Source organism: Methylobacterium sp. 275MFSha3.1, assembly GCF_900108435.1.
Lineage (GTDB): Bacteria > Pseudomonadota > Alphaproteobacteria > Rhizobiales > Beijerinckiaceae > Methylobacterium.
The window spans coordinates 104,724-128,610 of sequence record NZ_FNWP01000007.1 but is presented as its reverse complement, the minus strand read 5'-3'; the positions used below and the strand labels follow the sequence as shown (position 1 = coordinate 128,610).

Annotated in this window: 21 protein-coding genes; 9 read left to right on the top strand and 12 right to left on the bottom strand. The window is 71.8% G+C overall.

Annotation, left to right across the window (positions count from 1 at the left end; all coding sequences use genetic code 11):
- Positions 1-68 precede the first annotated feature (68 nt).
- Both BLW78_RS10040 and BLW78_RS10035 read right to left on the bottom strand, forming a co-directional pair.
- Positions 69-659 carry a c-type cytochrome gene (locus tag BLW78_RS10040; RefSeq protein ID WP_091679098.1) on the bottom strand — a complete coding sequence of 197 codons (591 nt, stop codon included), beginning with the start codon at positions 657-659 and terminating at the stop codon, positions 69-71.
- Positions 659-1,933 (bottom strand): PQQ-dependent sugar dehydrogenase, encoded by a 1,275-nt coding sequence (locus BLW78_RS10035; RefSeq protein ID WP_170855136.1) that lies wholly within the window; start codon positions 1,931-1,933, stop codon positions 659-661. The genes BLW78_RS10040 and BLW78_RS10035 overlap by 1 nt, the downstream gene beginning before the upstream one ends.
- Before the next feature lie 317 nt (positions 1,934-2,250).
- On the opposite strand from BLW78_RS10035, the gene BLW78_RS10030 reads away from it, so the two are divergent.
- Complete coding sequence (locus tag BLW78_RS10030) at positions 2,251-2,904, top strand: protein-L-isoaspartate O-methyltransferase family protein (RefSeq protein WP_056531789.1); 654 nt, start codon at positions 2,251-2,253, stop codon at positions 2,902-2,904.
- Between the two features lie 68 nt (positions 2,905-2,972).
- Here the strand turns inward: BLW78_RS10030 and BLW78_RS10025 are convergent, their stop codons facing one another.
- The 3 genes from BLW78_RS10025 to BLW78_RS10015 are packed head-to-tail and all read right to left on the bottom strand — an operon-like array spanning position 2,973 to position 6,185.
- Positions 2,973-4,439, bottom strand: coding sequence for a flavin-containing monooxygenase (locus BLW78_RS10025; protein ID WP_091679096.1), 1,467 nt, complete (start codon positions 4,437-4,439; stop codon positions 2,973-2,975).
- Positions 4,436-5,338 (bottom strand): alpha/beta hydrolase, encoded by a 903-nt coding sequence (locus tag BLW78_RS10020; RefSeq protein WP_091679093.1) that lies wholly within the window; start codon positions 5,336-5,338, stop codon positions 4,436-4,438. The genes BLW78_RS10025 and BLW78_RS10020 overlap by 4 nt, the downstream gene beginning before the upstream one ends.
- A gap of 1 nt (position 5,339) precedes the next feature.
- On the bottom strand, positions 5,340-6,185 hold the full coding sequence (locus BLW78_RS10015) for an SDR family NAD(P)-dependent oxidoreductase (protein WP_091679090.1): 846 nt from the start codon (positions 6,183-6,185) through the stop codon (positions 5,340-5,342).
- A 74-nt stretch (positions 6,186-6,259) separates the two neighbouring features.
- Between BLW78_RS10015 and BLW78_RS10010 the strand changes: the two genes are divergently transcribed.
- Both BLW78_RS10010 and BLW78_RS10005 read left to right on the top strand, forming a co-directional pair.
- A complete protein-coding gene (locus BLW78_RS10010) occupies positions 6,260-6,949 on the top strand; it encodes a TetR/AcrR family transcriptional regulator (RefSeq protein ID WP_244526890.1) in 690 nt (229 codons plus the stop codon).
- A 57-nt stretch (positions 6,950-7,006) separates the two neighbouring features.
- Positions 7,007-8,254, top strand: coding sequence for a NupC/NupG family nucleoside CNT transporter (locus BLW78_RS10005; protein ID WP_091679088.1), 1,248 nt, complete (start codon positions 7,007-7,009; stop codon positions 8,252-8,254).
- A 4-nt stretch (positions 8,255-8,258) separates the two neighbouring features.
- Here the strand turns inward: BLW78_RS10005 and BLW78_RS10000 are convergent, their stop codons facing one another.
- The 3 genes from BLW78_RS10000 to pqqA (BLW78_RS09990) form a co-directional block, all read right to left on the bottom strand.
- On the bottom strand, positions 8,259-9,212 hold the full coding sequence (locus BLW78_RS10000) for a class I SAM-dependent methyltransferase (protein WP_020090598.1): 954 nt from the start codon (positions 9,210-9,212) through the stop codon (positions 8,259-8,261).
- A gap of 159 nt (positions 9,213-9,371) precedes the next feature.
- Complete coding sequence (gene pqqA, locus BLW78_RS09995; RefSeq protein WP_020090597.1) at positions 9,372-9,461, bottom strand: pyrroloquinoline quinone precursor peptide PqqA; 90 nt, start codon at positions 9,459-9,461, stop codon at positions 9,372-9,374.
- Between the two features lie 80 nt (positions 9,462-9,541).
- Positions 9,542-9,631: a pyrroloquinoline quinone precursor peptide PqqA gene (gene pqqA, locus BLW78_RS09990; protein ID WP_007559223.1), complete on the bottom strand. Its 90-nt coding sequence runs from the start codon at positions 9,629-9,631 to the stop codon at positions 9,542-9,544.
- A gap of 435 nt (positions 9,632-10,066) precedes the next feature.
- Between pqqA (BLW78_RS09990) and mgtE the strand changes: the two genes are divergently transcribed.
- Positions 10,067-11,437: a magnesium transporter gene (mgtE, locus tag BLW78_RS09985; protein ID WP_091679085.1), complete on the top strand. Its 1,371-nt coding sequence runs from the start codon at positions 10,067-10,069 to the stop codon at positions 11,435-11,437.
- A 15-nt stretch (positions 11,438-11,452) separates the two neighbouring features.
- On the opposite strand, the gene BLW78_RS09980 is transcribed toward mgtE, so the two are convergent.
- The 4 genes from BLW78_RS09980 to paoA form a co-directional block, all read right to left on the bottom strand.
- A complete protein-coding gene (locus tag BLW78_RS09980; protein ID WP_091679083.1) occupies positions 11,453-12,994 on the bottom strand; it encodes an acetate--CoA ligase in 1,542 nt (513 codons plus the stop codon).
- Between the two features lie 108 nt (positions 12,995-13,102).
- Complete coding sequence (locus BLW78_RS09975) at positions 13,103-15,325, bottom strand: xanthine dehydrogenase family protein molybdopterin-binding subunit (protein WP_091679080.1); 2,223 nt, start codon at positions 15,323-15,325, stop codon at positions 13,103-13,105.
- Positions 15,326-15,346: 21 nt separating this feature from the next.
- Positions 15,347-16,321, bottom strand: coding sequence for an FAD binding domain-containing protein (locus BLW78_RS09970; protein WP_091679077.1), 975 nt, complete (start codon positions 16,319-16,321; stop codon positions 15,347-15,349).
- 10 nt (positions 16,322-16,331) lie between these two features.
- On the bottom strand, positions 16,332-16,988 hold the full coding sequence (paoA, locus tag BLW78_RS09965; protein ID WP_091679074.1) for an aldehyde dehydrogenase iron-sulfur subunit PaoA: 657 nt from the start codon (positions 16,986-16,988) through the stop codon (positions 16,332-16,334).
- 260 nt (positions 16,989-17,248) lie between these two features.
- Between paoA and BLW78_RS09960 the strand changes: the two genes are divergently transcribed.
- From BLW78_RS09960 to BLW78_RS09940, 5 genes are all read left to right on the top strand, one after another.
- The gene (locus BLW78_RS09960) at positions 17,249-18,073 is read left to right on the top strand and encodes an aldo/keto reductase (RefSeq protein WP_091679071.1); all 825 of its coding nucleotides are present in this window, start codon (positions 17,249-17,251) and stop codon (positions 18,071-18,073) included.
- Between the two features lie 138 nt (positions 18,074-18,211).
- Entirely contained in the window at positions 18,212-19,228 is a 1,017-nt protein-coding gene (nadA, locus tag BLW78_RS09955) for a quinolinate synthase NadA (protein WP_091679341.1), read from the top strand.
- Complete coding sequence (locus tag BLW78_RS09950) at positions 19,225-20,739, top strand: L-aspartate oxidase (protein ID WP_091679068.1); 1,515 nt, start codon at positions 19,225-19,227, stop codon at positions 20,737-20,739. Before nadA ends, BLW78_RS09950 begins: the two co-directional genes overlap by 4 nt.
- Entirely contained in the window at positions 20,736-21,608 is an 873-nt protein-coding gene (gene nadC / locus BLW78_RS09945) for a carboxylating nicotinate-nucleotide diphosphorylase (protein WP_091679065.1), read from the top strand. The genes BLW78_RS09950 and nadC overlap by 4 nt, the downstream gene beginning before the upstream one ends.
- A gap of 279 nt (positions 21,609-21,887) precedes the next feature.
- Positions 21,888-23,771 carry a potassium transporter Kup gene (locus tag BLW78_RS09940; RefSeq protein ID WP_244526911.1) on the top strand — a complete coding sequence of 628 codons (1,884 nt, stop codon included), beginning with the start codon at positions 21,888-21,890 and terminating at the stop codon, positions 23,769-23,771.
- Positions 23,772-23,887 lie beyond the last annotated feature (116 nt).

Below are 23,887 nucleotides of genomic sequence, written 5' to 3'. Positions count from 1 at the left end.
CGCGCGCCGCCCTGGGTCACTTCGCTGCGCTCGTGATGATGGGTGGACGCGGTCCGATGGACGTCGTGTCAGAGCCGCGACACGTAGGCCGCGAGATCCTTGATGTCCGCCTCGCTCAGGCCCTGCGCGACCTCGTTCATGGCGGGATCGTAGCCGGGCCGGGCGTTCGACTTGTAGCCGGCGAGCGCCTTGGCGAGATACTCCTCCCGCTGCGCCCGGATCCGCGGGATCGCGTCCCGGCCCGCGAGGTCCGGCCCGTGGCAGGAATTGCACTGGTGCTTGGTGACCAGCGCCTCCGCGCGCGCCGCCAGGGCCGCGTCGGCCGGCGGCCCGGACCAGGCGGGCGGCGGCAGCGTCGCCACCGCGTCGGCGTAGGCGCGCAGGTCGTCGTCGGAGAATCCGGCAGCGACCTCGTTCATCGGCGGCGCCTCCCGCTGTTTCTCCCGGAACTGGAAGAGCTGCGTGACCACGTAGTCCGGGAGCTGCCCGCCGAGCGAGGGCACGCCCTCCGTCGCCGACGTGCCGGCCCCGTGGCAGCCGATGCAGGGGGCGAGGCGCTCCTGCATCGCCGCGTTCGGGGCGGCGAGCGCCGCGCCCGCCAGCAGCAGCCCGCCGAGGGCGGGGACCAGCCCGCGGGCTGCCCGGGTGGGGCGGCGCATCACCGGCCGTAGCTGACGCGGTAGATCGCGCCGTTGTAATCGTCGGAGACGAGCAGCGATCCGTCCTTGGCGACCAGCACGTCGACGGGCCGGCCGACATACTTGTTGTCCTGGAGGAAGCCGGTCAGGAACGGCTCAACCGCGGCGGTCTTGCCGTCCGGTCCGGGCTTGGCCACGACCACGTCGCCGCCGAGCTTGGTCGTGCGGTTCCACGAGCCGTGCCGGGCGACGAACATCGCGTCGCGGTAAGCCTCCGGGAACTGCGTGCCGGTGTAGAACCGCAGGCCGAGGGAGGCCGTGTGCGGGCCGAGGAGCGCCGCCGGCGCGGTGAATTCCGAGCAGGCATGGCCCCAGCCGTATTCCGGATCCGTGAACGTGCCCTGGTGGCAGTACGGATAGCCGAAATGCTGCTTGCCCGGCTCCGTGAGCACGTTCAGCTCGTCGTTCGGGATGTCCTCGGAGACCCAGTCGCGGCCGTTATCGGTGAACCAGAGCTGCTTGGTCTTCGGGTTCCAGTCGAACCCGACGGTGTTGCGCACGCCGCGGGCGACCACTTCGGCGTTCTTGCCGTCGAGGTCCATGCGCCGGATCTGCGCGTGCGTGTCCGGCGGCATCACGATGTTGCCCGGCGCGCCGACCGGGACGTAGAGCTTGTTGTCCGGGCCGATGGCGATGAACTTCCAGCCGTGGGCCTCGTCCTTCGGCAGGTCGTCGTAGACCAGGGTCGGCTTCGCCGCACCGTCGAGGTGGTTGGCGATGTCATCGTAGCGCCAGATCTTCGAGAGTTCGGCCACGTAGAGGGCACCGTCGTGGTACGCGACGCCGTTCGGCCGGTGCAGGCCCGTCGCGATGGTCTTCACCGCGCGCTTCCCGTCACCGTCCGGGTTCGGCAGCACCGCGTAGACCTTCCCCACCGTCCGGGTGCCCACGTACAGCGTGCCGTCCGGCGCCTGGGTCATCTCGCGGGCGTTGGCGAGGCCGCTGGCGTAGACCTCGATCTTGAAACCCTCCGGGACCTTCAGCTTGTCGAGCGGCAGCTTGGCGGCCGCGGTCGCCAGAGGCGGTCCGGCCACCGGCGCGAGCTTGGCCGCGGCGCCGCCCTCGGGGCGGCCGTAGAGGGCCGAGCCGCGATCGACCTGGACATTGGGGGGCGGGGCGGCGGTCGCGGGCGTCTCCTGCGCGGCGACCGGGCCGGATCCCATCAGGCCGAGACTCAGTCCGGCGAGGGCGGCGGCGAGGCCGCGGGTCAGGATCGGCTGGCTGATCGGCGTCATGATGTCTCCCGGTGGCGGCGGCCTCGCGGACCGCCCGCTCGCTCTGCACTCTTTATTCAACGGTCCGCCGGGGAGTGCGACCGGCCCGGGCGGCAGGGAGGCGACACTCCGCGGCCGCCGTAACGTCGGCCGGGATTCGGTGCGCCGCCGCGTCCTCCGGGGCCATCTTCGGCTGTCGCGTCGGCTCACCTTGCGTTTTGGGCAATGATCTCCGAAAACGCCCCCCGTCCGGGAAGCTTAGGCTTGGCCGGGGCTGCCGGCCGTCCGCTGGAGCCCGGCCGACGCGGCGTTCCGATCCGGTTCGAGGACACGTATCGATGATCGATTACGCGCAGGCGCGGCGGATGATGGTCGACTGCCAGTTGCGGACCTTCGACGTGAACGACAACACGGTGCTCGACGCGTTCGACACCGTGCCGCGCGAGGCCTTCGTGCCGAAGGGCCGCGAGCCCTTCGCGTATATCGACCAGACCCTGAACCTGGGCGAGGCCGGCGGCGAGACCCGCTGCATGCCGGCCCCGATGGTCGTAGCCCGGATGATCCAGGCCCTGCGGGTCCGGCCGGGCGTCGCCGCCCTCGACGTCGCCACCGGCTACGGCTACGCCGCCGCCGTCATGGCGGAACTCGGCGCGCAGGTGACGGCGCTGGAATCGGTGCCCGATCTCGCCGCGGCGGCGCGCACCCGGCTCGGCGCCTCCGCCCAGGTGATCGAAGGCCCGATCGCCGACGGTGCGCCCAAGCAGGGCCCCTTCGACGTCATCCTGATCAACGGCCGGGTCGAGGTCCGGCCGCAGGCGCTGCTGAACCAGCTCAAGGACGACGGTCGCCTGGTCTGCGTGTTCGGTCCGCACCGCAACGCCAAGGTCACGCTCTTCGTGCGCGCCGGCGACGCGTTCGGCGCTCGGCCGCTGTTCGACGCGTCGCTGCCCGGTCTCGAGGCCTTCGCGGCGGAGGCGGGCTTCGCGTTCTGACAGCGCGCGCCGGATCGCGTCCGCCCCCGTCGGCGCGGGCGGATCCGTGACGGCGCCGCAGGCCCCGATCAGCCGAGCCGGTAATCCCCAAGCCGGGCCCGGCGGGCGCTCCGGCGATAGGCCATCACCGAGTCGGGCCAGAGGGTGTTGTTGCGCCCGGTCGCGTCGAGGTACCAGCTGCGGCAACCGCCGGCCTGCCAGATGCTGTCGGCCATGCGGCTGTGGATCCGGTCCACGAACCGGGCCTGGGCCTCCGGCCGGACCTCGATGGTCTGCCTCCCGCGGCGCAGCGCCTTCAGGCAGTCGAGGACGTGCTGCACCTGGATCTCGATCATCGAGATGACCGAGTTGTGGCCCAGCCCGGTATTGGGCCCGAGCAGCATGAAGAAATTGGGGAATCCCGCGACCGTGATGCCCTGGTAGGCGCCCACGCCGCCGGACCAAGCCTCGGTCAGGCTCCGGCCGTCGCGGCCGACGAGGTGCATCCGCGCGAAAGTCGCGGCCACGTCGAAGCCCGTGGCGTAGACGATCACGTCGAGGTCGTGATGCCGCCCGGCCTCGGTGGTCACGCCGGTCTCGGTGATCCGGGCGATGCCGTCCGTCTCCAGGGTGACGTTCGGACGCTGGAGCGCGGGATAGTACTCGTCGGAGATCAGCACCCGCTTGCAGCCGAGCCGGTAACTCGGCGTCAGCTTCGCCCGCAGGGCCTTGTCGGGGACCGCCTTGGCGAGATGGTGCCGCGCCAGGGACTCGGCTTGGCCGGTGAGCTTCGAGACCTTGGTGAAGCCGAGCAGCGCCCGCACTTCGTGCAGCCAGAACAGCCGCGCCCGCTCGAGCCGCCGGCTGAGCGGCAGGCGCCGGTAGCGCTCCCGGGCCCGCTCCGCGATGGCGTGGTCGTTCTTGGGCATGATCCAGGGCGGGGTGCGCTGGAACAGCGTCAGGTGCGACGCGACGGCGGCGAGTTCCGGCACCACCTGGATCGCGCTGGCGCCGGTGCCGATCACCCCGACTCGCTTGCCCGCCAGCGCCACGGAGTGGTCCCAGGCCGCCGTGTGGAAGGCGGGGCCGGCGAACGCGTCGCGGCCGGGGATATCCGGGTAGGCCGGATGGTGGAGCCCGCCCATGCCCGCGACGATCGCGCGCGCCGTGATCGGTCCCCGGTCGGTCTCCACGCGCCACAGGGCGCGCGCCGCGTCCCAGGTGGCGCCGGTGAAAGTCGTCCCGAGCTGGATCAGGGGCGTCAGGCCGTTCCGCTCGGCGGTGTCCCGGAGATAGGCCAGGATCTCCGGCTGCGGCGCGTACATCCGGCTCCAGTCGGCCTTCGGCGCGAAGGACAGCGAGTAGAGGTGCGAGGGGACGTCGCAGGCCGCCCCCGGGTAGGTGTTGTCGTGCCACGTGCCGCCGATGCCGTCGGCCTTCTCGATCACCCGCAGCGGGCCGATGCCCGCCTGCCGGCAGCGGATCGCCATCGCGAGCCCCGAGAATCCGGCGCCAACGATCAGGACGGCCAGGGTCTCGTCCGCGAGCTCGGTCATCGCTGGGTGCTCCCGGACGGGGCGTGCGGCGCGTGCGCCGTCAGGAAGGCCGCGGCCTCGTCGAGGGAGGTCCGCGCCTCCGGCAGCATGCTGGCGGCGAACTGCCAGGCGTGGGACACGACCGGGAACAGCTTGAGCTCCGTCTCGACGCCGGCCCTGCGGGCCCGCTCCGCCATGCGCACGGAATCGTCGCGCAGGACCTCGCGGGCGCCGACATGGAACAGCAGCGGCGGGAAGCCGGTCGGGTCGCCGTAGAGCGGCGAGACCCGCGGATCGGCCGGATCGGCCGCGCCCAGATACATCGGCCGGATCGCCGCGAGCGCCTGCGGGTCGAACATGGCGTCGCGCCACGCATTGGTCACCCGCGACCCGTCCTCGGACATGAAGTCCGTGGCCGGCGAGAACAGGGCCGCCGCCCAGGGCATCGGCAGGCCGCGGGCGCGGGCCTCGCCCATCAGCACGAGGGCGAGGTTGCCGCCGGCCGACTCGCCAGCCACGCAGGCGGCGCCCTCGGCGCTGAACGCCGCCCAGACGGCGGTCACGTCGTCGACCGCCGCGGGGAAAGGGTGCTCGGGGGCGAGGCGGTACTCGGGCGCGAAGATCGTGAAGCCCCGGTTCGCCAGCGCGCCGGTGACGGGACGGTGCGTACGGGGCGAGCAGGCGATGAAGCCGCCGCCGTGAATGTAGAGCATCCGCCGGCCGGGGCCCGCTTTCGGCCGGACCCACTCGCCCTTCACGCCACCGACGATGCCCGGCTCGTAGGTGACGCCCTTGGGGTCGGGGAAGGTCGGTGCCTCGAAGATCCGGCGGAACGCGGCCGCGTCCCGCGCCCGGGACAGGGGGCCGCGGACCCGGCTGCGGACCATGTAGGCCCCGAGATACGCGCGCAGGCTCGCCATCTCAGAGCGTCCCGCCGGACAGGCGCACGATTGTCTTCCAGTAGCCCACCGGCATCAGCCGCTGGATCAGCGCGGCGTTCTTCGCGTCCTTGCCGATGACGATCCGGGGCGCCCGGGTCTCGATGCCGCGGATGATGGCGGCGGCCGCGTCGGCGGGCGCCAGGGTCAGGAGCTTGCCGAACGCCTCCCGCGCCTCCTCGTCCTCTACGGCCGCGCGCTTCGCAGCTTCCGGATCGCTCGGCGGCCGCCGGCCGCGGGCGTTGCGGGAGATGGCGGTGGCGACGCCGCCCGGGTGGACCACCGTCACCCCGAGGCCGGTGCCGGCGTACTCGTGCCGCAGCGCCTCCGAGAAGCCGCGCACGCCGAACTTGCTGGTGCAGTAGGCGACCTGGCCCGGCGGCGCGATCAGACCGAACAGGCTCGACAGGTTGACGATCTGCGCCGCCGGCCGGGCGCGGAGCATCGGCAGGAAGGCGTGGCACATCCGCACGACGGCGCGCAGGTTGATGTCGAGCAGCCACTCGAAATCGTCGAGATGCGTCTCGTCGAACCGGCCGCCCAGGGCGACGCCGGCATTGTTGATGAGGAGGTCGAGATGCCCGGACCGCTCCGCGACCCAGGCGGGCAGCGCGCGGATCCCCGCGGCATCCGTGAGGTCGAGGACGCGCGTCTCCACCGTGATGCCGCGGATCTTCGCGGCGACGGCCGTGAGGCCGGTCTCATCTCGGTCCACCAGGAGAAGGGTGCAGCCCTTCGCGGCGAGGCCCTCGGCCAGCGCCGCGCCGATGCCGCTCGCCGCCCCGGTGATCAGGGCCACCGCGCCCGCGAGTTGGAACCGCTGTGCCAAACCGCGCCCCCCGTGCCGCCGATCTGGATCGGATCGTCTACGGGGGATAGGCCCGGCCGGCCGGATTGTCTAGGGTGGGCACCCTAGACGGGGACGGGATCATGTCGCGGGGCGAGGGTCGGAGGGTCGAGCGCGAGTGGGAGGTCGGCCCGGAGCCCGGTCCCGCGGCCGCGTCGCCCGACACGCGCACCCGGATCCTCGCCGTCAGCCTCGCGCTGTTCAATGCCCGCGGCCTCGGCCACGTCACGACGGCGGAGATCGCGGCCGCGGCGGGGATCCGCGAGGGCAATCTGCAGTACCATTTCCCGCGCAAGCGCGGCCTCGTCGAAGCCCTGTTCGCGGCCTTCGAGACCGAGGCCGTGGCGGTGGCGGGCCGGATGCCCGCCGATCCCGCGGCGCCGGAGGCGCTGCTCGCCTACCAGAGGGCGTGGTTCGATCTGATGTGGCGCTACCGCTGCGTCTACCGCGACGGTATCGCCATGGTGGAGATCGCGCCGGCCCTGCGCGCCCGGGTGCACGCGCTGCGGGCCGAGACCCAGGCGCTGGCCCGCGCCGTGTTCGAGGCGGCCGTGCGGGCGGGGCGGCTGCGCGTTTCCCCGGACGCGCTCGGGCGACTCATCGACAACGCCTGGATCGTGTCGAGCCACTGGATGAGCCACCGTCTCCAGGGCGGCACCGCCCTGACGGAAGCGGATCGGGACTGGGGCTTCGCGCAGGTCCGCGACCTCTTCGCGCCCTATCTCGCGCCCGAGAGCCCTACTTGACGGCCACTGGCCCGATCCTTCCATGCGCTCCGGCCAAGCTCGGACCCGAAGGACGCGATGCTCGACCGCCTGACCCATGCCGGCCTCAGCCTGCTCGTGCTGCTCGCGGTCGCGTTCCTGTTCTCGACCAACCGGCGGGCGAGCAGTCCCCGCGTGGTCCTCACGGGACTGGCTTTGCAGGTCGGCCTCGGCGCGCTGGTCCTGTTCCTGCCCGCCGGGCAGGCCGCGCTGCGCGCCGCCGCGGACGCGGTCGTGACCGTGCTGTCCTACGGCGACCGCGGCACGGCCTTCCTGTTCGGCGGCCTCGTCGAGCCGAAGATGTTCGAGCTGTTCGGCGGCTCAGGCTTCATCCTGGCGCTGCGGGTCCTGCCGCAGATCCTCTACGTCTCCGCGCTGATCGGCGTGCTCTACCACCTCGGCGTGATGCAGGTGCTCGCCCGCGGGCTCGGCGCCGTGCTCCGGCGGATCCTCGGCACCTCGCCGATCGAGTCGTTCTCGGCGGTGATCACGATCGCCATCGGCCAGAGCGAGATCGCCGTCGCCCTGCGCCCGTTCCTCGCCCTGCTGACCGGCGCCGAGCTGTTCGCCGTCATGTCGAGCGGCGCCGCGTCGACGGCGGGCTCGATCCTGGCCGGCTACGCGGCGCTCGGCGTGCCCATGACCTACCTGCTCGCGGCCTCCGTGATGGCGATCCCGGGGGGCCTCGTCTACGCCAAGATCCTGATGCCCTCGACGGAGCCGACCCGGATCGCCACCACCCGGGTAGAGTTCGGCGAGACACGGGCGGCCAACATCATCGAGGCGGCGGCCGACGGCACTCAGAAGGGGCTCGCGGTGGCGGTCTCGGTGGGGGCCATGCTGATCGCCTTCGTCGGGCTGATCGCGCTGGCGGACGGCCTGTTCGGCACCCTCGGCGGCTGGATCGGCTACCCGTCCGCCTCGTTCGAGGGCGTGCTCGGCTGGGCGCTCGCCCCGCTGGCGTGGCTGCTCGGTGTGCCCTGGGACCAGGCGACCCTGGTCGGCGGGGCGATCGGCCAGAAGCTCGCCTTCAACGAGTTCCTGGCCTACGCCAACCTGTCGCCGGTCCTGAAAGCCGGAACCCTCGAGCCGCGGGCGCAGGCCATCGTCTGCTTCGCCCTGTGCGGCTTCGCGAATCTCGCGTCGATCGCGATCCAGCTCGCGAGCTTCTCCAGCCTCGTCCCGGAGCGGCGCTCGGAGGTCGCCCGGTACGGCCTGCGGGCCATCCTCGCGGGGACGCTGTCGAACCTCACGAGCGCGGCGATCGCGGGGCTGTTCGTGGCGTGACGGGTCAGGCCGCCTTGCGCGCCGCGAGCAGCAGCGCGTTCGGGCGGGTCCGCTTCGGCACCGGCAGGACGCGGTCGAGGACGGCGCCGACGCCGTACGCGAAGGCGAGCGCCGCCGCCCAGGACCATGTCCGCCGGAAGAAGCGGTCGCGGCAGCGGACGGGGCTGACCTTGGCCATCCAGTGGATCAGCGAATCGTGCCGGTCCATGCCGATGGCGTGGACGGCCTCGGGCGTGCAGCCGAGCGTCCCGGCCAGCGCCTCCAGGGCTCTGGGCGTCCACCACGTCAGGTGGTGGGGCGGCGCGTTGATGACGAAATTCGGGACCGTGGTGTTGGGCGAGGGCCAGAGCGGCGTGCCGATCAGGACCACGCCGCCCGGCTTGACGCAGGCCGCGAGCGCCCGGGCGAAACCCAGCGGGTCCGCCACGTGCTCGATCACCTGGAACGCGCAGGCGACGTCGTAGACCGGCCCGACGCGCGCCGCGTGCGCCTCCACGGTCTCGTCGAGGATCGCGCCGGTCGGGTCCTCGGCGGAGAAGTTCGGATCGAGGCCGGTATAGGTGGCGTCCGGCACGTAGGCGCGGAACCCGCCGTGGCCGCAGCCGACATCGAGCACCCGGGCTCCGGACGGGACGTGCGCGGCGGCCTGGCGGAATTCCAGGCGCTCCGTCTCCGGGCCGGCGAGCTTATCGTGCGCGGCGATCCGGCCGTAAAACGCCCGGTAGAAGGCCGCGTCGCCGGCCACCGGCGGATCGAAGAAGATCAGTCCCGTAGGAGATTCCCAGAGCCGGAACGTGCCGGCGGGGCGGAGCAGCGGCCCGACATCGACGCGGCCGGAATAGTGCCAGAGGAGCGTCAGGAAGCCGGCGTCCAAGCGCTCGACGCAGCGCAGAGCGGGGGCACCGGTGATCGGGCAGGGGGGGATCGACCGATCGGCCGTGTGCGCGCTGTCCGCCAAACTGGTCCTCGCTCGCTCCGCAGGCCCGGCTGGTCCGGGGCGCCGCAGCGGCACAGGTTTGGTGCGGCCCGTCAAGCCGAGGCGCGGCTCGTGTCGAGCGCGCAAAGAAAAAGGCGCCGCTTCGGATGAAGCAGCGCCCGGAAACGTCAGAGCGACGTCTTAGTGGAAGGTGTCGATCTCAGCGGACTCGTAGCTGGTGACTTCCATGCCGACGCAGATCTCGGAGACGACGGGGGCGGACCAAGCCATGATTTCCTCCAGGTAAGTTGATGCGATGGATAGAGAGGCCACGAAGGCCGGAGCGAACCGCGCTCCGGACCGCGCGCGACTTAGTTGAACGTGTCGATCTCGGCGGACTCGTAGCTGGTGACTTCCATGCCGACGCAGATCTCGGACACGATCGGGGCAGACCAAGCCATGGCGTTTCTCCTCGCTGTTGCTGCGATCCATATAGGCAATATCTTGGACGCAATACAAGCGAGCACAACACTTATATTTCTCATAGGGAGCCTGGCCGTGGGCGGCGCGGGGTCGTTCCGTGGCCGCGCGGCCACCCGCCGGAGTCCTGTTCGGCATCGGCTGCGGATGGGCGCGGTTTCGGCTTGACGGGCCCCGCGCCCGGGCGCACGACGCACCCGCGCGACGGTGTCCTCGACGGTGTCGCGCTCCCATTCCAGCAGCGACCCGCGAAGCGACGTGCCCGACCGATCGTGCCTGCCGTGCCCGGCCCCGTGCCGTCGTTCCGCCTGAGCCGCTGAGAGGCCCGGCCGCGGGGTGACCGACGCGGCGGCCGGCCACGGCCCAGACCCAGGATGACCGGCGCCGCGTCGCCTCGTAACCCACGAGGCGAGGCCATGAACGAGATCGCCCCCTTCGATACGCGCGTCGATCCCTCCGTGCTGGCCGCCCGCCTGTCGGACGAACGAGCGCCCGACATCGTCGAGGCCTTGAACGACGAGGCACCCGAGGTCGCCGCCGCCATCCTGCTCGGCCTGCCGCTGGAGCGGGCGATCGAGGTGCTGGACCAGCCGGAACTCGACTGCGCCGCCGACATCATCGAGATGCTGCCGCGGGACCGGGTCGCGGGCTACCTGTCGGGCATGTCGGCCGACCGGGTCACGGACGTGTTCCGCGAGATCGAGGAGCCGGGCCGCTCCGACCTGCGTGCCCGCCTCGACGCCGAGACCCGCGGCGCTGTCGATCGCCTGTCGGCCTACGGCGAGGAGACCGTGGGCTCGCTGATGACCACCGAGTTCGTCACCGTGCCGGGGACCTGGACGGTGGGCCAGACGCTGGAGCACATCCGCCACGTCGAGAAGACCCGGGAGACGATCTACGCGATCTTCGTGCTCGACCCGCGCACCCGCGCGCTCACCAAGGCGGTGCCCCTGCGGCGCCTGATCTCGGGGGACCCGGGCGACAACGTGCTCAGCGTTGCGCCGGGACGCCGGCCGCTCGCGGTCTCGCCCACGGCCAGCCGCGAGGAGGCGGCCCGGCTGATCTCCAAGTACGACCTCCTGGCGCTGCCGGTCGTCGACGCGGTCGGCCACGTGATCGGCATCGTCACCGTCGACGACATGATCGACGCGATGATCGAGAAGCAGACGCAGGACGTGCAGCGCTTCGGCGGCATGGAGGCGCTGCCCGAGCCCTACATGGATATCGGCTTCTTCACGATGATCCGGAAGCGGGCCGGCTGGCTGTGCGCGCTGTTCCTGTCGGAGATGCTCACCGCCTCGGCCATGCAGGGCTTCGAGGGCGAGCTGGAGAAGGCGATCGTCCTGACCCTGTTCATCCCGCTCATCATGAGCTCCGGCGGCAATTCCGGCTCGCAGGCGACCTCGCTGCTGATCCGGGCGCTGGCGCTCCACCAGATCCGCCTGCGCGACTGGTGGCGGGTGGCGCTGCGCGAATTGCCGACCGGGATCTTCCTCGGCGCGATCCTCGGCGTGATCGCGGGGATCCGGATCGTCGCGTGGCAGAAGCTCGGCCTCTACGATTACGGCGCGCACTGGCCGCTGGTCGCCGCCACGGTCGGCGCGGCGCTGGTCGGGATCGTGACCTTCGGATCGCTCGCAGGCTCGATGCTGCCGTTCCTGCTCCAGCGGATCGGCTTCGATCCGGCCACCGCCTCGGCGCCCTTCGTGGCGACGCTGGTCGACGTCACCGGCCTCGTCATCTACTTCTCGGTGGCGCTGCTCATCCTGCGCGGGACGCTGCTGTAGGAAGGCCTCCGCGCATCATCCCGTGACCGCCTCGGCCAGCCGCTTCCTCTGGACCTTGCCGTTCGCCGTCCGCGGCAGGGCGTCGAGGAAGCGGATCTCCCGCGGGCGCTTATAGGCGGCGAGCCGCTCGGCGCACCACGCGAGCAGGGCCTCCGCGTCGGGCTCGGCGCCCGCCTGCAGCACCACGAAGCCGCAGATGACCGAGACGTCCGCCCGCACCGGCAGCTCGGCGACGCCCACTTCCGCCACGGACGGGTGGGTCGACAGCACCGCCTCCACCTCGTTCGGCGAGACCCGGTAGCCCATCGCCTTCATCAGGTCGTTGTTGCGGCCCTCGAACCAGAGGTAGCCGTCGGCGTCGAGGCGGGCGAGATCGCCGCCGACGAACCAGTCGCCGCGCATGACCTCCGCCTCTTCCTCCGGCCGGTTCCAGTAGCCGAGCATCAGCGCCGGCTCGGTCCGGTGGACGGCGAGGAGCCCGCTCTCTCCGGCCGGGAGCGGCTCGGGCTCGCCCGCCACGGGCAGGATCGCCACCCGCCGGCCCGGCTGCGGCTTGCCGGGCGAGCCGGGGCGCACCGGGATGGTCGGGCCGCTGGAGATGTAGGTCGAGATCTCGCTCATCCCCAGCGCCTCGTAGAGGGGCTTGCCGGTGGCCTGACCCCAGGCCTCCAGCAACTCCACCGCGAGGGGCTCGCCGGCCGTGCAGCCGTGGCGGAGGCTCGACAGGTCGTGGGCGCCGAGGTCGCCGTACTTGAGGATCTGGCGGTAGAGCGTCGGGACGGCGGCGAACAGGGTCGCGCCGTACGCCGCGATCAGGCGCGGCCAGACCCCGGGATCGCGCGGGCCGTTGTAGAGCACCGCGGTCGCGCCCACCGACCAGGGATCGCTCAGGCCGACGCCCAGCGTGTAGGTCCAGTTCATGGTGCCGGCGTGGAGCATCACGTCGGATTCGGTGAGACCGAGCCAGTGGTCGAGCATGGGGCGGCGGCCGTAGGCGGCGCGGTGGGCGTGCAGCACGCCCTTCGGCCGGCTCGTCGTGCCGGAGGTGTAGATCAGCATCGCCGGGTCGTCGGCGGCGGTGTCGGCGTAGTCGGGCAGGGGTGGGCCAGCCTTCAGGGCGGAGACCGCGGCGGCGTCGAGCAGGAGGCGCCCGCCCAGGACCTCGGGCGCGACCGTGCAGCCGCTTCCGATCACCACGGCGGCGGCCCCGGAATTGTCCATGAGGAACGCCGCCTCGCTCTCGGTGAGCTGCGGCGAGGACGGCAGCGCCACGAGGCCGGCCGCCAGGGCGCCGAAGTAGACGAGGACGTAGTCGGCCTCGTTGCCCATCCGGATCATCACCCGGTCGCCGGACCTCAGGCCGAGGCCGAGGAAACCCGCCGCGATGCCGCGCACCGCCCGCTCGACTTCGCCGAAGCTGAGGCGGTCCGCGGTGCCGTCGCCGACCATCACCAGGGCGGTCTTGTCGGGACGCAGGCGCGCGTTCTCGGCGAGGCAGTACCGCGCCGCGTTGAAGCGGGCCGGCGGACGGCGGTCATCGTGCTGGCTGTCGGACACCGGGCGCTCCCCGCGGGCGGCTTTTCGCCGGGTGTCCCGCCTGGGCGCGCCTGCGTCAACTGGGGCCGTCGCCCCGCCGGCGAGCGCGGCCCCCGGGCAGTCTGGCCCTCAGGTCCGCCGCTGCGCCTGGCCCTCCTGCTCCTCGAAGCCCTTGAGCATCTTGTCGAGGGTCATCGGGTAGTCGCGGACCCGGATCCCGGTGGCGTTGTAGATTGCGTTGGCGAGCGAGGCGCCGGCGCCGCAGATGCCGAGCTCACCGAGCCCCTTGCTCTTCAGCGGGTTCGCCTTGTCGTCGAGCTCCGGCAGGAACACCGCGTCGATCTCCGGGAGGTCGGCGTGGACCGGCACGTGGTACTCGGCCATGTCGTGGTTGACGAAGAAGCTGTAGCGCGGATCGACCACGGCATCCTCCATCAGCGCCGCGCCGACGCCGAAGGTCATGCCGCCGATCGCTTGGCTGCGCGCGGTCTTGGCGTTGAGGATGCGCCCGCCGGTGAACACGCCGAGCATCCGCCGGAGCCGGATCTCGCCGGTATCGACGTCGACCCCGACCTCTGCGAAGTGCGCTCCGTACGAGTACTGCGAGAACTTCTGCTTCATCTCGCCGGGCTTGATCTCGCCGGAGGCCTCCAGCCCGGACTTGGCGAGATCGGTGAGCGACTCTGTGCGGTTGCCGGACGTGACCGCGCCGTCGCGGAAGGTGGCGCCGTCCGGGTTGAGGTCGCCGGCCTTGAGCAGGGCCTGCCGGAGGTTGTCGCAGGCGACGTAGAGCGCCGAGCCCGCCGAGCCGGCGCCGAAGGATCCCCCGGAGCCGGCCGCGAACGGGAACTCGGTGTCGCCCATCTCGACCCGCACGAGCTCGGGCGGCAGCCCCAGCATCTCGCCGGCGATCTGGGTGAGGATCGTGTAGGTGCCGGTACCGGGATCGGTCATCGCCATCCGCACCACCAGCACGCCGTCCGGCCCGAGGCGGACCTTCGCGGCGGACGGCATCAGCGGGTTGAGGCGCGCGGCCGCCGACATGCCCATGCCGACGAGCCAGTTGCCCTCGCGCCGGGAGCCCGCGGCCTGCCGCTTGTCCCAGCCGAACAGGCGCGCGCCCTCGCGCATGCAGGGCACCAGCTTGCGGGTCGAGAACGGGACCTTCTTCTCGGGATCCTCGGCCGGCTCGTTGCGCACCCGGAGTTCGATCGGGTCGATCTTCAGCTGCTCGGCGAGCTCGTCCATGGCGCACTCGAAGGCGAGCTGGCCTACGGCCTCCCCGGGAGCGCGCATCGCCGAGGCGATCGGCATGTTGAGGTTCACCAGCCGGTGCCGCGTCACGCGGTTCTGCGCGGCGTACAGGGAGCGGGTGACATTGGCCGAGGTCTCGAAGAACCCGTCGCCCTCGGCGGTGTCGGACCAAGATTCGTGGCTTATCGCGGAGAGACGGCCGTCGTGGTCGGCGCCGAGGCGGATCCGCTGGATCGTGTCAGTCCGGTGGGTCGCGACGTGGAACTCCTGCTGCCGGGTGAGCGCGACCTTCACGGGACGCTGGATCACCTTCGAGGCCAGGATCGCGAGCGTCGCCTCCGGCTGGACCTGCAGCTTCGCGCCGAATCCGCCGCCGATATAGGGGCTAACGATGCGCACCTTCTCGGGGGGGAGCTTGAGCACCGAGCCGAGGGATTTCTGGCCCCGGTTCGGCATCTGGTTGGCCGTGTAGAGCACGACCCCGTCGCCCTCCCAGGACGCGATGGTGGCGTGCGGCTCCATCTGCGCGTGGATCTGGTTCGGCGTGACATACTCTACGTCGAGCTTGACCGGTGCGGCCGCGAAGGCGGCGTCGAAGTCGCCGAGCTTGGAATCCGGCGGCGAATTGACCGGCTTCGGCTCGTAGGCCGCCGCCAGGCTGTCCTTGAGCAGCCCCTTGGGCTTGGCCGCGTCGTACCGGACCTTGACCAGCATCGCGGCGGCACGCGCCTGCTCGAAGGTCTCGGCGACCACGAAGGCGACCGGCTGCCCGTAGAACCGGATCTCCGTCCCCTGGAGCTGCGGCCAGACCTGCTCCTTCTTCTCGCCCTGCTCGGGCACGTTCTCGTGGGTCATCACCAGGATCGCGCCGGGCGCCTTGCGGGCGGCCTCCGCGTCGATCGACCGGATCGTGCCGGAAGCGATCGCCGCCGGCACGATGAAGCCGTAGGCGGGGGTCTTCAGGGCCCGGGTCTCGTACGCGTAGGGCGCGTGACCCGTGACCTTGAGCTTGCCTTCGACCCGGTTCAGCGGCTTGCCGACGAGCCCGTCGGGCCGGTCGTCGAGGGGCGTCCGGCCGATCGGCTGGTTCATCTCCATGGGAACGGTCCTTGCCGGGATCTACGCGCGGGTCGCCTGCGCCACGACGGCCCGAAGGGTCCGGCGCGTCAGCGGGATCTTGAAGTCGTTGCTGCCGTAGCCGCGGGCGCCCTTGAGCACCGCGTCGGCGGCGGCGTCGGCCGAGCCGGTCTGCACCAGCGCCGCCTCGGCCTCGGCCACGCGCCAGGGCTTGTGCGCGAGGCCACCGAAGGCGAGCCGCGCGGCCTGAGGCTTGCCGCCCTCGGCGCCCGCGATCACGGCGGCCACCGACACGGTCGCGAAGGCGTAGGACGCCCGGTCGCGAACCTTCCGATAGATGTGCGTGCCGGCCACCGGCTTCGGCAGCGTCACGGCCGTGATGATCTCGCCCTTGCGCAGCTCGGTCTCGATCTGCGGCGTGTCGCCGGGCAGCCGGTGGAAGTCGGCGATCGGGATGCTGCGCGGCTGCCCGTCCGGGTTGACGGTCTCCACGGTCGCGTCGAGGGCCCGCATGGCGACGTTCATGTCGGACGGGTTGGTGGCGATGCAGGCCTCGCTCGCGCCGACCACTGCCATGATCCGGTTGAAGCCGCCGATCGCCGAGCAGCCCGAGCCGGGCTCACGCTTATTGCAGGGCATAGCGGTGTCGTAAAAGTAGTAGCAGCGCGTCCGCTGGAGGAGGTTGCCGGCGGTGGTCGCCTTGTTGCGTAACTGCCCCGAGGCGCCGGCCAGCAGCGCCTTCGCCAGCACGGCATAGTCCTTTCGGACCCGCGTGTCGGCCGCGAGGTCGGCGTTCCGCACCAGGGCGCCGATGCGCAGGCCGCCGTCCTGCGTGGCCTCGACCTTGTCGAGCGGCAGCCGGTTGACGTCGATCAGCGTCGCCGGGGTCTCGATCTGAAGCTTCATCAGGTCAAGGAGGTTGGTGCCGCCAGCGATGAACTTGGCGTTCGGCCGCTCGGCCGCGAGCTTCGCGGCGTCCTGCACGGTGGCGGGGCGCTCGTAGGCAAAGGCCTTCATCTGCGCCTCCTCAGAGTTTGGTGGCGGCGGCGTCGCGAATCGCCGCGACGATGTTCGGGTAGGCGCTGCAGCGGCAGATGTTGCCGCTCATCCGCTCGCGGATCTCGGCGTCGCTGAGTGTCGGAGTCGCCGCGACGTCCTCGGTAACGTGGCTCGGCCAGCCGGCCTTGGCCTCGCTCAGCATGCCGACCGACGAGCAGATCTGGCCCGGCGTACAGTAGCCGCACTGGAAGCCGTCATGCTCCAAGAACGCCGCCTGCATCGGGTGGAGCTTGTCCCCGTCCGCCAAGCCCTCGATCGTGGTGATCGGGTCGCCCTCGTGCATCGCCGCGAGCGTCAGGCAGGAATTGATCCGCCGGCCGTCGACCAGGACCGTGCAGGCCCCGCACTGGCCGTGATCGCAGCCCTTCTTGGTGCCGGTGAGCGCGAGGTGCTCGCGCAGGGCGTCGAGGAGCGTTGTGCGGGTGTCGAGGACGAGATCGTGCGGTTGGCCATTGATGGTGAGCCGCACCGGCATGGTCTGCGGAGCCGGATCGCCCGGCGCCGCCGCGGACATCGCGGGACTGGGCCGGAAACCGAGGGCACCGAGTGCGCCGGCCACCGCACAGCCCTCCACCACGGCCCGCCGCGTCAGCGCGAGCGGCTTCGTCGGAGTCGCGTCTGTCATGCTGCCATCCAGCCCGTGCACCGCGCGTGGGACGCCGCGCGCAGCTTGGAATCTGGTGCGCCAACGTCCGGCCGGATGGATTAGATCCTGTCCAGACTGCGCCCGTTCAGCGCGGCTCCGCCGCTACGGGCGCTGGACCCATGTCGTGACCCGATCGCTCCGTCCTTGCTTCGCTGCGCTCGCGAGAACGGTGACGCCTTGGAACGCGTCCCGCTGCGAGCGTTTGGGTTGATCGGACCACGACACCGGAGCCTCGCCTCATGGCTATCCCGACCCTGCCGCTCAACGACGGCCGACACATCCCGCAGATCGGCTACGGCTGCTGGCAGCTCTCGGACGCCCAGGCTCCGGATCTCGTCGGACAGGCCCTCCGCGCCGGCTATCGGCTTATCGACACGGCCGCGGCGTACGGCAACGAGGCGGGCGTCGGGCACGGCATCCGGGACGCGGGGATCCCCCGCGAGGAGATCTTCCTCACCACGAAGCTCTGGAACGATCGCCAGGGCCGCGACGAGGCGAGGCGCGCCTTCGACGAGAGCCTGCGGCAACTCGGTCTACCGTATGTCGACCTGTACCTGATCCACTGGCCGTGCCCGCAGCGTCGCCTGTTCGTCGAGACCTGGAAGACGCTGATCGAGCTCCGGAAGGAGGGCCGCGCGAAGTCCATCGGCGTGTCGAACTTCTCGCCCGAGCACCTCGCCACGCTGATCGGCGAGACCGACGTGGCCCCGGCCGTCAACCAAATCGAGCTGCACCCCTATTTCCAGCGCAAAGAACCGCGCGCGGAGGACGCCCGTCACGGGATCGTGACCGAGTCGTGGAGCCCGCTCGGCCGGGGCAAGGAGCTGAACGACCCGGTCATCCTCGCAATCGCGGAAGCGCACGGGAAGACGCCCGCCCAGGTGGTGCTCCGCTGGCAGATCCAGATCGGATGCGTGGCGATCCCCAAGACCGCCACCCCGCGGCGCATCGCCGAAAATATCGCGCTGTTCGACTTCGAGCTCGGCGCGGACGAGATGGCGCGGATCGCCGGCCTCGACCGGGCCGACGGCCGGATCGGACCTGACCCGGCGACCTTCTGCTGAGCGCTCGAGCCTTCGGCGGCGCAGCGTAACATCGCACCGCAAAAGATTTATGCTCACAGCTAGCATATCTGGACAGGCGCGTCCGGCCCCCATAAGTTAGACGGCACAATGCTCAAACTGAGCATAATGGAGGACGCCATGACGGCGACCGTTGCACCCGTCTCCCGCACGACGATCCCGGGCCTGCCCCTTCCGGATCTGTACGCACGCGTCAGCCGGCACGTCCCCGCGATCGAGTGGCCGGCGCTCGCCCCCGACATTGAGGCGATCCTGCGCCTGAAGCGGGAGCGCAACGCCGTGATCCTGGCGCACAACTACCAGGCGCCCGAGATCTTCCACACGGTGGCCGACATCGTGGGCGACAGCCTCGCGCTGGCCCGCGAGGCGGTGAACGTGAACGCCGACGTGATCGTGCTGGCGGGCGTCCACTTCATGGCCGAGACGGCCAAGCTCCTGAACCCGAGCAAGACCGTGCTCATCCCCGACATGGGCGCCGGCTGCTCGCTGGCCGATTCGATCACCGCCGCAGACGTGCGCGGCCTGCGCGCCAAATACCCGGGCGTGCCGATCGTGACCTACGTGAACACCTCGGCGGCCGTGAAAGCCGAGTCCGACCTGTGCTGCACCTCCGGCAACGCCGTCGCGGTGGTGAAGTCGCTGAACGCCCCCCGCGTCCTCATGATCCCCGACGAGTTCCTCGCGCAGAACGTCCAGGCCGAGATCCCGGAGGTCGAGATCCTGACCTGGGCCGGCCACTGCGAGGTGCACGAGCGCTTCACCCCGGCCGACATCCGCGACGTCCGCGACAGCTATCCCGGGGTGACCGTGATCGCGCACCCGGAATGCCCGCCGGACGTGGTGGCCGAATCGGACTTCTCGGGCTCCACCGCGATGATGATGGACTTCGTCGTCGAGAAGCGGCCGAAGCAGGTAGTGCTCGTCACCGAGTGCTCCATGGCGGACAACATCGCGGCGCAGAACCCGGACATCGAGTTCATCAAGCCCTGCAACATGTGCCCGCACATGAAGCGGATGAGCCTGCGCAACATCCGGCGGTCGCTCGAGACGATGACCCACGAGGTCACGGTCGACCCGGCGCTCGCCGACCGCGCCCGGGCCGCGGTCGAGCGCATGCTCGAGGTGCGCACACGATGAACGCGATCTCCCCCAATAGCGCCGACCGCGTCGTCGTGGTCGGCGGCGGCGTCGCGGGCCTCAGCGTCGCGCTGTGCCTCGCGCCCCGCCCGGTGACGCTGGTCACGGCCTCGGCCCTCGGCCTCGGCACCGCCACCGGCTGGGCCCAGGGCGGCATCGCGGCCGCGGTCGGCGCCGACGACGCGGCGGCGCTCCACGCCGCCGACACGGAGGCCGCCGGCGCCGGGCTCACCGAGCCCGACGTGGCGCTCCGGGTCGCCGCGGAGGGCCCCGCGCTGATCGACTGGCTCGTGCGGATCGGCGTCCCGTTCGACCGCACCGACGACGGCGCGCTGGCCCTCGGGCTCGAGGCGGCCCACGGCCGCCGCCGCATCGTCCGCTCCGGCGGCGACGCCACCGGCGCCCGCGTCCTCGAAGGGCTCGTGCGGGCCGTGCTGTCGGCGCCGTCCGTGGAGGTCGTCACGGCGCGGGCCTGCGACCTGCTCCGGGACACGCGCGGGGCGGTGGCCGGCATCGTCGCCGAGCGCGACGGCGCGCTGTTCCGCATCCCGGCCCGCGCGGTGGTGCTCGCCACCGGCGGTATCGGCGCCCTCTACGCGGCGACCACCAACCCGCCGGGCGCCGTCGGCCGCGGGCTGGCGCTCGCCGCCCGGGCCGGCGCGGTGATGCGCGACATGGAGTTCGTGCAGTTCCACCCGACCGCCATCGCGGCCGGCGCCGACCCGATGCCGCTCGCCACCGAGGCCCTGCGCGGCGAGGGCGCCCGCCTCATCGACGAGACCGGCGCCGCCGTGATGGCCGGCATCGCGGGCGGCGACCTCGCGCCGCGCGACGTGGTCGCCCGCGGCATCTTCCAGGCGCTGCAGCGGGGCCGCACGGTCTATCTCGACGCCCGCGGCGCGCTCGGCGCCGCGATGCCGACGCGCTTCCCGACCGTGGCGGGGCTCTGCGCCGCCGCCGGCATCGACCCCGCCGTGCAGCCGATCCCGGTCCGCCCGGCGGCGCACTACCACATGGGCGGCGTGAAGGTGGACGCGTACGGCGCCACCTCGGTGCCGGGCCTCTACGCCTGCGGCGAGGTCTCCTCGACGGGCCTCCACGGCGCCAACCGGCTCGCCAGCAACTCCCTGCTGGAGGGCCTCGCCTACGCGCGCTTCATCGCCGACGGGCTCGACGCGCCGCCGCCCGCCGCGATCGTGCCCGAGGCCGTGTCTGTCCGTGCCGCCGGCGACCTGCCGGCGATCCGCGCGCTGATGGAGCGCAGGGTCGGCGTCGTGCGCGACGCCGCCGGCCTCGAGGAAGCCGTCGCCGTCCTCGAAGCGGGGGCTGAGACCTGCGACGCCGCCCTCGTGGCGCTGCTCATCGCCCGCGGCGCGCTCGCCCGCCGGGAGAGCCGCGGCGCCCACTGGCGCAGCGACTTCCCCCATCTCGCCGCGGCCGCGCACACCGAGGCCGCGCTGGCCGACCCGATCGCCGCGACCCCGTCCGCCGAGGAGGCGCTGACGCCATGACCCAGTCGGTTCTCTCCGATGAGATTCTCCCCCTGCCGCGGCTCCTCGTGGAGCCCGTGGTGCGCGCCGCCCTGCTGGAGGATCTCGGCCGGGCCGGCGACATCACCACCGACGCCATCGTCCCCCCGGGCGAGCGGATGCGCGGCGTGATCGCCTCCCGGCAGGACGGCGTCATCTCGGGCACCGACGCCGCCGCCATCGCCTTCGCGCTGGTGGACCCGGCCGTCACCGTGACGGTCGAGCGCGGCGACGGCGCCCGCGTGGCGCCGGGCGACGTGGTGCTGCGCCTCGAGGGGCCGGCGCGGGCGATCCTGACGGCCGAGCGCGTGGCGCTGAACCTGCTCTGCCGGATGTCGGGCGTGGCCACCGCCACCCACGGCCTCGTCGAGGCCGCGCGCCCGCACGGCAAGGCCTCGATCGTCTGCACCCGCAAGACGACGCCGGGCCTGCGCGCCCTGGAGAAGCACGCGGTCCGGGCCGGCGGCGGCTCGAATCACCGCTTCGGCCTCGACGACGCGGTGCTGATCAAGGACAACCACGTGGCGGTGGCCGGCGGCATCGTCCCGGCGATCGAGCGCGCCCGGTCCCGGGCCGGCCACTTGGTGAAGATCGAGTGCGAGGTCGACAGCCTGGAGCAGCTGGAGGAGGCCCTGTCGGTCGGGATCGACGCGGTGCTCCTCGACAATATGGGGCCCGACCTGCTCCGCCGCGCCGTGGCGATGATCGACGGGCGCGCCCTGTCCGAGGCGTCGGGCCGGATCACCCGCGAGACGGTCGGGGCCGTCGCGGCCTCGGGGGTCGACCTGATCTCCTGCGGCTGGATCACCCATTCGGCGGCGATCATCGACCTGGGGCTCGACGCCGCCTGACCGGCGGGCCCCGCGCGCCGCCGGCGCGGCGGGGCCGAAGCGGTCGCTCGACTGTCATCACGTTCGGGTGACAAGTCTTCGCCGCGGTCGCTCGGGAGATCTGCCGAGTCTATCGCCGCGCGACCGACTCGCTAAGATTTCGGCCAACCGCGACGCCATCGACCGGACCCGACCGTGAGCCAAGCCCTGCCTTCCGCGGCTGCCCCGGCGGTCGATCGTCCGGCGGCGCCGGTGGCGCGCAAGCCCGGCGCGGTCCGGCACGGGCCCGGCGGCGCGCTGATGCTGGGCGCGCTGGGCGTGGTGTACGGCGACATCGGCACGAGCCCGCTCTACGCGTTCAAGGAGGCCGTGAAGGCCGCGACCAGCGGCGGCGCCTCGGTGCCGGCGGCGGCCACCGGCGCGGTGTCGCTGATCCTGTGGTCGCTGATCCTGATCGTGTCGCTGAAATACGCGGTGCTGATCCTGCGCGCCGACAACCGCGGCGAGGGCGGCATCGTCGCCATGCTGGCGCTGCTCGGCGCGCGGCATGCCAGGCCGGGGACGTGGAAAGCGCTGCTGCTGGTGGTCGGGCTGGTCGGTGCGGCCCTGCTCTACGGCGACGGCGCGATCACGCCGGCGATCTCGGTGCTGTCGGCGATCGAGGGCCTGAAGATCGACGCGCCGGCGCTCGGGCCGTACGTCGTGCCGATCACCCTCGCCATCCTGGTCGGGCTGTTCCTGGTCCAGCACAAGGGCGTCGCCGCCATCGGCCGGGTGTTCGGACCGGTCATGCTCGTCTGGTTCGTCGTCCTGGTCCTGCTCGCGGTCCCGAGCATCCTGCACGCGCCGGAGATCCTGGCGGCGGCCAACCCGTTCCGGGCGGTGGACTTCCTGATCCATGCCGGCTGGCATGTCAGCTTCCTGATGCTCGGCGCGGCCTTCCTGGCGGTGACCGGCGGCGAGGCGATGTACGCCGATCTCGGCCATTTCGGCGCCCCGGCGATCCGGATCGCGTGGTTCGGCCTCGTGCTGCCGGCGCTGCTGATCCACTATTGCGGCCAGGGCGCGCTGATCATCGCCGACCCGAGCGCGATCGAGAACCCGTTCTACCGGCTCGCGCCGGACTGGGCGCATTACCCGCTGGTGGCGCTCGCCACGATGGCGACCGTCATCGCCTCGCAGGCGGTGATCTCGGGGGTCTACTCGCTCACCCAGCAGTCGATCCAGCTCGGCTTCATGCCGATGATGCGGGTGGTGCACACCGATGAGGACGAGCGCGGCCAGATCTACGTGCCGGCGGTGAACTGGCTGCTCGCCGTGGCGACCCTGACGGCCGTGGTGGTGTTCGGCTCCTCCGACGCGCTGGCCGGCGCCTACGGCATCGCGGTCTCGGCGCTCATGGGCATCACCACGCTCCTCGCCGCGCTGATCGCGCTCCGCTGGGGCTACAACCCGATCCTGGTCCTCGCGGTCAACGGCTTCTTCCTCGGCATCGACCTCGTGTTCTTCTCCGCCAACAGCGTGAAGCTGTTCGAGGGCGGCTGGTTTCCGCTGCTGCTCGCCGGCGTGGTCGCCTTCCTGATGCTGACCTGGATGAAGGGCAACCACGTCCTCGAATCCGTCCGCCAGACCATGCGCATGTCCGAGGCCTCCTTCCTCTCCAGCCTCGGCTCGCACCCGCCGGTGACGCTGCCCGGCACCGCGGCCTTCCTGACCGCCGCCACCGAGGGCATCCCGATGGCGCTCGGCCGCCTGCTGGAGCGCAGCCGCTGCCTGCACGAGCGGATCCTGCTGATCACCGTCGTCTACGAGGAGGAGCCGGTGATCCCGGCGAGCGAGCGGGCGCAGGTCACGCTGGTGGCGCAGGGGATCCGCAAGGCGATCTCGAAGTACACGCCCGGCATGGAGCGCGTCGTGCTGCGCTACGGCTTCATGCAGACCGCCTCGATCCCCGAGGGGCTGCAATGCGCGGTGGCGAGCGGGCTGCTGCCGCCGGAATATCTGGAGGACATGACGTATTTCGTGGGCCACGAGGTGGTGATCCCGTCGCCGACCCATCCCGGCATGGCGACGTGGCGGGAAGGCCTGTTCGCCTTCATGAAGCGGAACGCCGAGCGCACCGGCGCCCATTTCGGCCTGCCGACCCGGCAGATCGTCGAGGTGGGCACCGAGATCGAGATCTGACCGGCCGCGGCGCGCGGGGGCGCTGCCCGAGGCGCGCGTCGGAGGCCGGGGCCGGCCCTCTTTCGCATTGAAAACGGCCCCGTTCGCCAGCATATCGCCACCGCAATTTCCCCACA

Excerpts from the sequence above, each read along its gene's own strand:
- BLW78_RS10040 (WP_091679098.1), bottom strand. The coding sequence starts at position 659 with ATGCGCCGCCCCACCCGGGCAGCCCGCGGGCTGGTCCCCGCCCTCGGC.
- BLW78_RS10035 (WP_170855136.1), bottom strand. The coding sequence starts at position 1,933 with ATGACGCCGATCAGCCAGCCGATCCTGACCCGCGGCCTCGCCGCCGCC.
- BLW78_RS10030 (WP_056531789.1), top strand. The coding sequence starts at position 2,251 with ATGATCGATTACGCGCAGGCGCGGCGGATGATGGTCGACTGCCAGTTG.
- BLW78_RS10025 (WP_091679096.1), bottom strand. The coding sequence starts at position 4,439 with ATGACCGAGCTCGCGGACGAGACCCTGGCCGTCCTGATCGTTGGCGCC.
- BLW78_RS10020 (WP_091679093.1), bottom strand. The coding sequence starts at position 5,338 with ATGGCGAGCCTGCGCGCGTATCTCGGGGCCTACATGGTCCGCAGCCGG.
- BLW78_RS10005 (WP_091679088.1), top strand. The coding sequence starts at position 7,007 with ATGCTCGACCGCCTGACCCATGCCGGCCTCAGCCTGCTCGTGCTGCTC.
- pqqA (WP_020090597.1), bottom strand. The coding sequence starts at position 9,461 with ATGGCTTGGTCCGCCCCCGTCGTCTCCGAGATCTGCGTCGGCATGGAA.
- pqqA (WP_007559223.1), bottom strand. The coding sequence starts at position 9,631 with ATGGCTTGGTCTGCCCCGATCGTGTCCGAGATCTGCGTCGGCATGGAA.
- mgtE (WP_091679085.1), top strand. The coding sequence starts at position 10,067 with ATGAACGAGATCGCCCCCTTCGATACGCGCGTCGATCCCTCCGTGCTG.
- BLW78_RS09975 (WP_091679080.1), bottom strand. The coding sequence starts at position 15,325 with ATGGAGATGAACCAGCCGATCGGCCGGACGCCCCTCGACGACCGGCCC.
- BLW78_RS09970 (WP_091679077.1), bottom strand. The coding sequence starts at position 16,321 with ATGAAGGCCTTTGCCTACGAGCGCCCCGCCACCGTGCAGGACGCCGCG.
- paoA (WP_091679074.1), bottom strand. The coding sequence starts at position 16,988 with ATGACAGACGCGACTCCGACGAAGCCGCTCGCGCTGACGCGGCGGGCC.
- BLW78_RS09960 (WP_091679071.1), top strand. The coding sequence starts at position 17,249 with ATGGCTATCCCGACCCTGCCGCTCAACGACGGCCGACACATCCCGCAG.
- nadA (WP_091679341.1), top strand. The coding sequence starts at position 18,212 with ATGACGGCGACCGTTGCACCCGTCTCCCGCACGACGATCCCGGGCCTG.
- BLW78_RS09950 (WP_091679068.1), top strand. The coding sequence starts at position 19,225 with ATGAACGCGATCTCCCCCAATAGCGCCGACCGCGTCGTCGTGGTCGGC.
- nadC (WP_091679065.1), top strand. The coding sequence starts at position 20,736 with ATGACCCAGTCGGTTCTCTCCGATGAGATTCTCCCCCTGCCGCGGCTC.
- BLW78_RS09940 (WP_244526911.1), top strand. The coding sequence starts at position 21,888 with ATGCTGGGCGCGCTGGGCGTGGTGTACGGCGACATCGGCACGAGCCCG.